This is a genomic window from Kitasatospora sp. NPDC056273 (assembly GCF_042268845.1).
In the GTDB taxonomy this organism is placed as follows: Bacteria; Actinomycetota; Actinomycetes; order Streptomycetales; family Streptomycetaceae; genus Kitasatospora.
In genome coordinates this window covers 1-6,114 of record NZ_JBHJSJ010000117.1, presented here as the reverse complement: position 1 = coordinate 6,114, position 6,114 = coordinate 1, and the positions used below count along the sequence as shown (strand labels likewise).

The following is a 6,114-nucleotide window of genomic DNA, read 5'->3' as shown; positions in this document are numbered from 1 at the left end:
GACCGACACCGGCGCCGGTGTCGGTCAGTGGCGGTGCCGGTGGCGGTCAGCCGTCGCGCCCGTCCGTCCGGCGCCGGTACAGGGTGAAGGTGTCCACCGGGGTGAGGTCCCCGTGGGGTCCGTCGAAGGTGTAGTAGGTGACCTTCATGGTGGTGGTGCCGCCGCGCCGGTCGCCCGGGTCGACCTCGAAGGCCGCGAAGCCGTGGGCGTGTTCGCGGTCCTGGACGGCGGCCCAGGGCGCGTCCTCGGTGAGCCAGACCGACTCCCGGTAGGGCGCGCCCGGCTTCGGGTCCTCCAGCCCGATGACGACCCGGCCCTTGGGCTGCTCGAAGAGGTCGTCCTGGGTGGTGGCGGCGTTGCCGCCGGCGCCGATGACCATGTGGACGGTGCCCCGCCCGGTGTCGACCATGTCGGTGCGGGTGCTGGTCGGCACCGGGGTGCGGGCGTCGTTGGGCAGGGTGCCGCGGACGGGGTGGGAGCGCTCGTAGTAGTGCTCGTGGCCGCACACCACCAGGTCGACCCCGTAGGCGTCGAACAGCGGGCCCCAGGTCTCGCGCAGGCCGAGGTCGCTGCCGGAGCCGTGCTTCGAGCTGGAGATCATCGGGTGGTGCATGCAGACCACGATCCAGTCGATCGCCCGGTTGTTCCGCGTCGTCCGTAACTCCCGCTCCAGCCAGCGCCGTTGGGCTCCGCCGGAGAAGCCGCGCAGGTAGACGTCGCCGGAGTTCTGGATGGCCTCGTCGTCGTTGGCGAGGCTGATGAAGCGCACCGAGCCGACGGTGAAGGCGTACCACAGGCCCCGGGTCTCCTCGTCGGAGGAGGCCGAGGAGTCGGGGAGGGAGAAGTACGCCTGGTAGCCGAGCGCGCCGATCGGGCCGTTGCCGCCCTCGTTCTCGTGGTTGCCGACGCAGGGCATCCAGGGCCGCAGCCGGGTGGAGCGGCTGTTGCTGATGAACCAGTCGGCCCAGGTCGCGGTGCGGCTCTGGCCGTGGCGGCCGGCGTAGGAGGAGTAGCAGAGGTCGCCGTTGATGAGGTTGAACAGCGGGCCGACGCGTTCGACCGCGGCGACGATGTCGGCGGAGGCCGCGGTGCCGACCTGGCTGCTCATGAACACCGGGTACTTGCCGAGCGGGGAGGGCATGCCGTCGGGGAAGGTGATCCGGCGGCGGAGGTTGGGCGCGGCCTGGTCGCCGAAGCTGGTGAAGGTGAACGGGGCCCGGCCGCGCGGGGCGGTGGTGAAGGTGCCGGTCTCGGGGGTGGCCCCGTCGTGGCCGGCGCTGTAGAGGTAGGTGGTGCCCGGGCGCAGGCCGGTGAGCCGCGCGTGGTGGACGTACACCTCGACCTTGTCGATCGAGTCCCGGTAGGTGCGGGTCTCGGCCTGGACGACCCGGCCGAGGCCGCCGTCCGGTGAGCCGTACCGCACCTGCGGGCGGCGCACGGACTGCGGGGTGAGCCAGGAGACGGTCATCTCCGTGCCGGCGTCGGTGCCGAACTGGAGGTGCAGCCCGGACACTGCGGCCGTTCCGGAGCGGTGCGGGGTGGTCTGCAGGAGCGGGCTGGTGGGCGCGTCGTCGGTCGGTTGGGCGGCCGCGGGTTGCGCGCCCGCCGTCGAGGCCGCGGCCACCAGGGCGGCTCCGGCCGCCGAGGTGCCCTTGAGGATGGACCTGCGTGCAATGGTCATGAGGACTCCGCCTGCCGAGTGGGGGTTCGACAGGCAGTCACTTTAATGACATGTGCACGTAAAGACGATCGTTTTCGCAGCTTCCGTTCGCACGCTTCGTTCTCGGGCCTGGTTCGCAGGCTTCGTTCTCAGGCTTCGTTCGCAGGGCCCGTTCGCAGGGCCGGGCTCCTACGCCTTGCGGCCGACTCCCCCGTACACCCCGACCTTCCCCTCGCCCGGCACCGGATCCCCGGCGGGATCCGGGTGCCAGCGGTCGACCAGGACGACGCCCGGGTCGTCCAGTTCCAGCCCGCCGAAGAAGCGTTCGACGCGCTCGCGCGAGCGGAGGTGGAGGTCGATCCCGGCCTCCGCGTAGCGGCGGGTGGCGATCCCGGCGCGCTCCGGCGCGATGTCGGCGGTCCCGGCCGAGAGGGCGAGGAAGCTGCCGGCCGGCAGGGCGTCCAGGAGCTTGCGGACGGGCGGGTGCGCGACCTCGTCGGAGAGGAAGTGGACGATGTTGATGAGCGTCAGGGCGACCGGCTCGCGGAGGTCCAGGGTGGCGGCCACCCCCGGGTCGGCGAGGAACTGCTCCGGCTCGCGCAGGTCCCCCTGGACGTAGGCGGTACGGCCCTCGGGGGTGCTGGTGAGCAGGGCCCGCGAGTGGGCGAGCACGATCGGGTCGTTGTCGACGTAGACCACGCGGCAGGCCGGGTCGACGGCCTGGACGATCTCGTGCAGGTTGGGCGTGGTGGGGATGCCGGTGCCGACGTCCAGGAACTGGCGGACGCCGTGCACCCCGGCGAGCCGGCGGACCATCCGCCGCATCACGGCGCGGGCGGCGGTGGCGTCCTCGCGCACGCCGGGCAGTTCGGCGAGGACGCGGTCGCCGACCTCGCGGTCGGCGGGGAAGTTGGTCTTGCCGCCGAGCAGGTAGTCGTAGACCCGGGCGGAGTGCGCCCGGTCGGTGCGCAGGTCCACCGGCGGCGGCTCCTCGAACCCGGCCTCGGTCAGCCAGCTCTCCGACACGCGGCCCCCCGGCGCGCAGTCGTCCGAGCCGCAGCCGTCGAGCCCGCAGTCCTCCGGCAGGTCGCCGTCCCTTGCGTTGGTGTCCGGTATGTCGGTACCCGGTGCGTCGATGCCCACGCCAGCCCTCCCCGTTCAGCAGTGGTCCGGACCACTCAACCACAGCCGATGACTGTCCGTCAGGCGGTTCCGGGTGTCCGCTGAACCGCTCCTTCCGTCTCGCGGACGGCCTCGGCGAAGGAGGGCACCTTCATCGCCGTCAGCAGCGCGAGGGCCGGGCCGGCCGTGCAGACGGTGACGTACGCGGGGATCACGCCCAGCCAGTGCCGGCCGCTCAGCCACTCGGCGAGCAGCGGGAAGGTGCCGCCGAACGCCGCGATGGTGGCCGCGTTGACCACGCCGAGGCCGACCGCCCGCACCTCGGTCGGGAACAGCAGCCCGGTGAAGACGTTGAGCGTGCCGAGCACCGTGGCCACCAGCATCCCCAGCAGCACGGCGACGACCTGGAACGGCAGCCAGCCCTGGCGCAGCCCGGCGAGCAGCACCCCGACCAGCGGGATCGGCAGGCCGAAGCCGATCCGGGCGACGGGCAGCAGGCCGAAGCGGTCGGCGGCGGCGCCGGTGAGCAGCATGGTGGCCAGCACCACGCCGAGCACCACGGTCATGAAGGAGGCCGCCTCCTCCTTGCCGATCACGTGGTAGGCGGCGGCGTACTGCGGCAGGTACACCAGCGCGAAGTAGTAACCGACCGTCCCGCCCAGGGTGTTGAGGAAGACGGTGAGCACCGCCCAGCGGTGCTCGCGCAGCGTCCGGAGGAACGGCGGGCGGGCGGTGCGGCCCGCCCGTTCCCGGGCGCGGTGGAACTCGGCGCTCTCCGGCGCCCACCGCCGCACCCAGACGGCGGCCAGCCCGAGCAGCGCGGCGACCACGAAGCCCCAGCGCCAACCGCCGTTCTCCAGGCCGGACTTGCCGAGGGTGTGGATCAGCAGGGTGAGCACGCCGAAGGAGAGCAGCGAGCCGAGGATGATCCCGCCGTAGGAGACCGAGCTGAACGCGAAGCGGTGCCGCCGCGGGGCGGTCTCGGTCACGTACGCGGCCACGCTCGGCGCCTCCCCGCCGAAGGCGAGCCCCTGCACCACCCGGGCGAGCACGGCCAGCACGGCCGCCCAGACCCCGATGCTCCGCTGGCCCGGGACGGCGGCGATGCCCAGGCTGGCGACGGCGATCACCGCCATGCCGAGGCTGAGCGCGAAGCGCCGTCCCCGGGTGTCGCTGAGCCGCCCGATCAGGTACGAGCCGACCGGCCGGGCGACGAAGCCCACCGCGAAGGTGACGTACGCGCCGAGCACGCCGCTGACGCCGTGTTTGCCGTGCCCGAAGAGGTCCGCCGCGAAGTAGGGCGCGAGGACGGCGTAGATGTTCCAGTCGAAGGACTCGACCACCGATCCGACCGTCGCCGCGGCCAACTCCCGCCGCCGCCCACCGGTTTCCGCCTGGTGACGGAGCGGTGCCACCGCACTGCTTTCTGTCATGGCCTCAGCATGGCACCGTTCGGACCGCCGCGGAATCACTTCTCGCGGCCCATGGGCGGCGCGGTCCGGTCCGTTGACGCAGAGCACTCTGAGAATCCCATGTGACTGATGTGACAGGCAGGTGATATTCCTGTGCCGTGCATTCCATGATCACCCGGACCCCGCGGCGCGCCCTGCCCGCCGCCGTCGCAGCCCTCGCCACCGCCGCCCTGCTGGCCGGCTGCACCAGCGGAGGCGGCACCGCCGCCGCGCCCTCGGCCTCCCCGGACGCCGCCGCCGTCGCGACGCCGAGCGCCGCCCCGACCCCGACGCCCAAGCCCACCGGCGCCGCCGACCCCGCCCTCAAGGCCTTCTACAGCCAGCAACTCGCCTGGGGCCCCTGCCAGAAGGACCCGCAGAACGAGGAGGACATCTCCGCGCTCCAGTGCGCCACCCTCAAGGTGCCGCTGAACTACGCCGCACCGGAGGTCGGCACCCTGGACGTCGCCGTGGTCCGCAACCCGGCGACCAAGCCCGACCAGCGGATCGGCTCGCTGCTGATCAACCCCGGCGGCCCGGGCGGCTCCGGCGTCGGGATGGTCACCTACGACCCCAAGGGCTTCGACGGCCCGGTGCACGACCGCTACGACATCGTCGGCTTCGACCCGCGCGGCACCGCCGGCACCAGCCCGCTCAACTGCCTGGACGACCGCACCCGGGACGACTGGCTGACCACCGACCAGCCCGCGGCCGACCACGGCAAGCAGCTGGCCGACGCCTGCCAGGCCAAGTACGCCCAGCTCCTGCCCTTCGTCAGCACCCGCAACAGCGCCCGGGACATGGACGTGCTGCGCGGCGCCCTCGGCGACCAGAAGCTCAGCTACCTCGGCCTGTCCTACGGCACCTACCTCGGCTCGCTGTACGCCGAGGAGTTCCCGGACAAGGTCGGCCGGCTCGTCCTGGACGGCGCCACCTCGGCCTCCACCTCGCTGGTCCAGCACAACATCGAGCAGCAGGGCGGCTTCGAGCGGGCCCTGAAGGCCTTCGCCGCGGACTGCGTCACCAAGGACGCCTGCTCGCTCGGCAAGGACCCCGAGCAGGCGGCGCAGAAGCTCGCCGCGTTCCTCGACGGGCTCAAGGACAAGCCGCTCAAGACGGAGAAGGGCCGCACCCTGACGTCCAGCGCGGCCTGGACGGGCGTGCTCAGCCGGCTCTACGGCGGCGAGAAGGCCTGGACCGGGCTGCGCAACTCCATCGGCTGGGCGATGGTGCGCGGCAAGGGCGACTACCTGCTGGACCTCGCCGACGGCTACAACGGCCGCGACAAGGACGGCAAGTACCGCCCCTCGGCGGACGCCTACACGGCCATCCACTGCGCCGACGGCGCCACCGACGCCCCGGCCGGCGAGCAGTTGCAGGCCGCGCTGACCGACCTCGCCGCCAAGGCCCCGCTGGTCAGCAAGCACGACCCGATGGCCGCGCTGTTCGACCCGGACTGCCGGATCTGGCCGGCCGCCTCGACGGAGAGGCCGCACGCGGTCAAGAACACGGCCGCCGCCCCGATCGTGGTGGTCGGCACCACCGGCGACCCGGCCACCCCGTACGCCTGGGCGGAGAAGCTGACCGCCGAGCTCGGCAACGCCGTCCTGGTCACCCGCGAGGGCGAGGGCCACACCGGGTACGGCGCCAGCAAGTGCGTGCGCGCCTCGGTGGACGCCTTCCTGCTGGACGGGACCGTCCCGGCCGCGGGCATCCGCTGCCCGACGGACTGATCCGTCCCGCACGATGACGGCGCCGGGCCCGCGGGCCCGGCGCCGTCGCCGCGTTCCGGGGCCGTGCCCGGGGGGGTGGGCGCACCCGGTGGGGTGCCGGGCGAGTTCGGTGGGGGTGTGTTATAAACAAAAGAAGCAGCCCACGATA

The 6,114-nt window shown here is 72.9% G+C and carries 4 protein-coding genes; 1 reads left to right on the top strand and 3 read right to left on the bottom strand.

What is annotated here, in order from left to right:
- Nucleotides 1-46: 46 nt before the first annotated feature.
- The 3 genes from ACFCY1_RS41290 to ACFCY1_RS41280 all read right to left on the bottom strand — a co-directional run bounded on the left by ACFCY1_RS41290 (nucleotide 47) and on the right by ACFCY1_RS41280 (nucleotide 4,215).
- Complete coding sequence (locus ACFCY1_RS41290; RefSeq protein WP_375877805.1) at nucleotides 47-1,681, bottom strand: purple acid phosphatase family protein; 1,635 nt, start codon at nucleotides 1,679-1,681, stop codon at nucleotides 47-49.
- Between the two features lie 168 nt (nucleotides 1,682-1,849).
- Complete coding sequence (locus ACFCY1_RS41285; RefSeq protein ID WP_375877806.1) at nucleotides 1,850-2,671, bottom strand: SAM-dependent methyltransferase; 822 nt, start codon at nucleotides 2,669-2,671, stop codon at nucleotides 1,850-1,852.
- Between the two features lie 191 nt (nucleotides 2,672-2,862).
- Nucleotides 2,863-4,215, bottom strand: a complete 1,353-nt coding sequence (locus ACFCY1_RS41280) for an MFS transporter (RefSeq protein ID WP_079272265.1) — start codon at nucleotides 4,213-4,215, stop codon at nucleotides 2,863-2,865.
- Nucleotides 4,216-4,361: 146 nt separating this feature from the next.
- Between ACFCY1_RS41280 and ACFCY1_RS41275 the strand changes: the two genes are divergently transcribed.
- The gene (locus ACFCY1_RS41275; protein WP_375877804.1) at nucleotides 4,362-5,966 is read left to right on the top strand and encodes an alpha/beta hydrolase; all 1,605 of its coding nucleotides are present in this window, start codon (nucleotides 4,362-4,364) and stop codon (nucleotides 5,964-5,966) included.
- The last annotated feature ends 148 nt before the right edge of the window (nucleotides 5,967-6,114 follow it).

Bases quoted from the DNA above. Each gene is read 5' to 3' on its own strand.
- ACFCY1_RS41290 (WP_375877805.1), bottom strand. From the start codon at position 1,681: ATGACCATTGCACGCAGGTCCATCCTCAAGGGCACCTCGGCGGCCGGA.
- ACFCY1_RS41280 (WP_079272265.1), bottom strand. From the start codon at position 4,215: ATGACAGAAAGCAGTGCGGTGGCACCGCTCCGTCACCAGGCGGAAACC.
- ACFCY1_RS41275 (WP_375877804.1), top strand. From the start codon at position 4,362: ATGATCACCCGGACCCCGCGGCGCGCCCTGCCCGCCGCCGTCGCAGCC.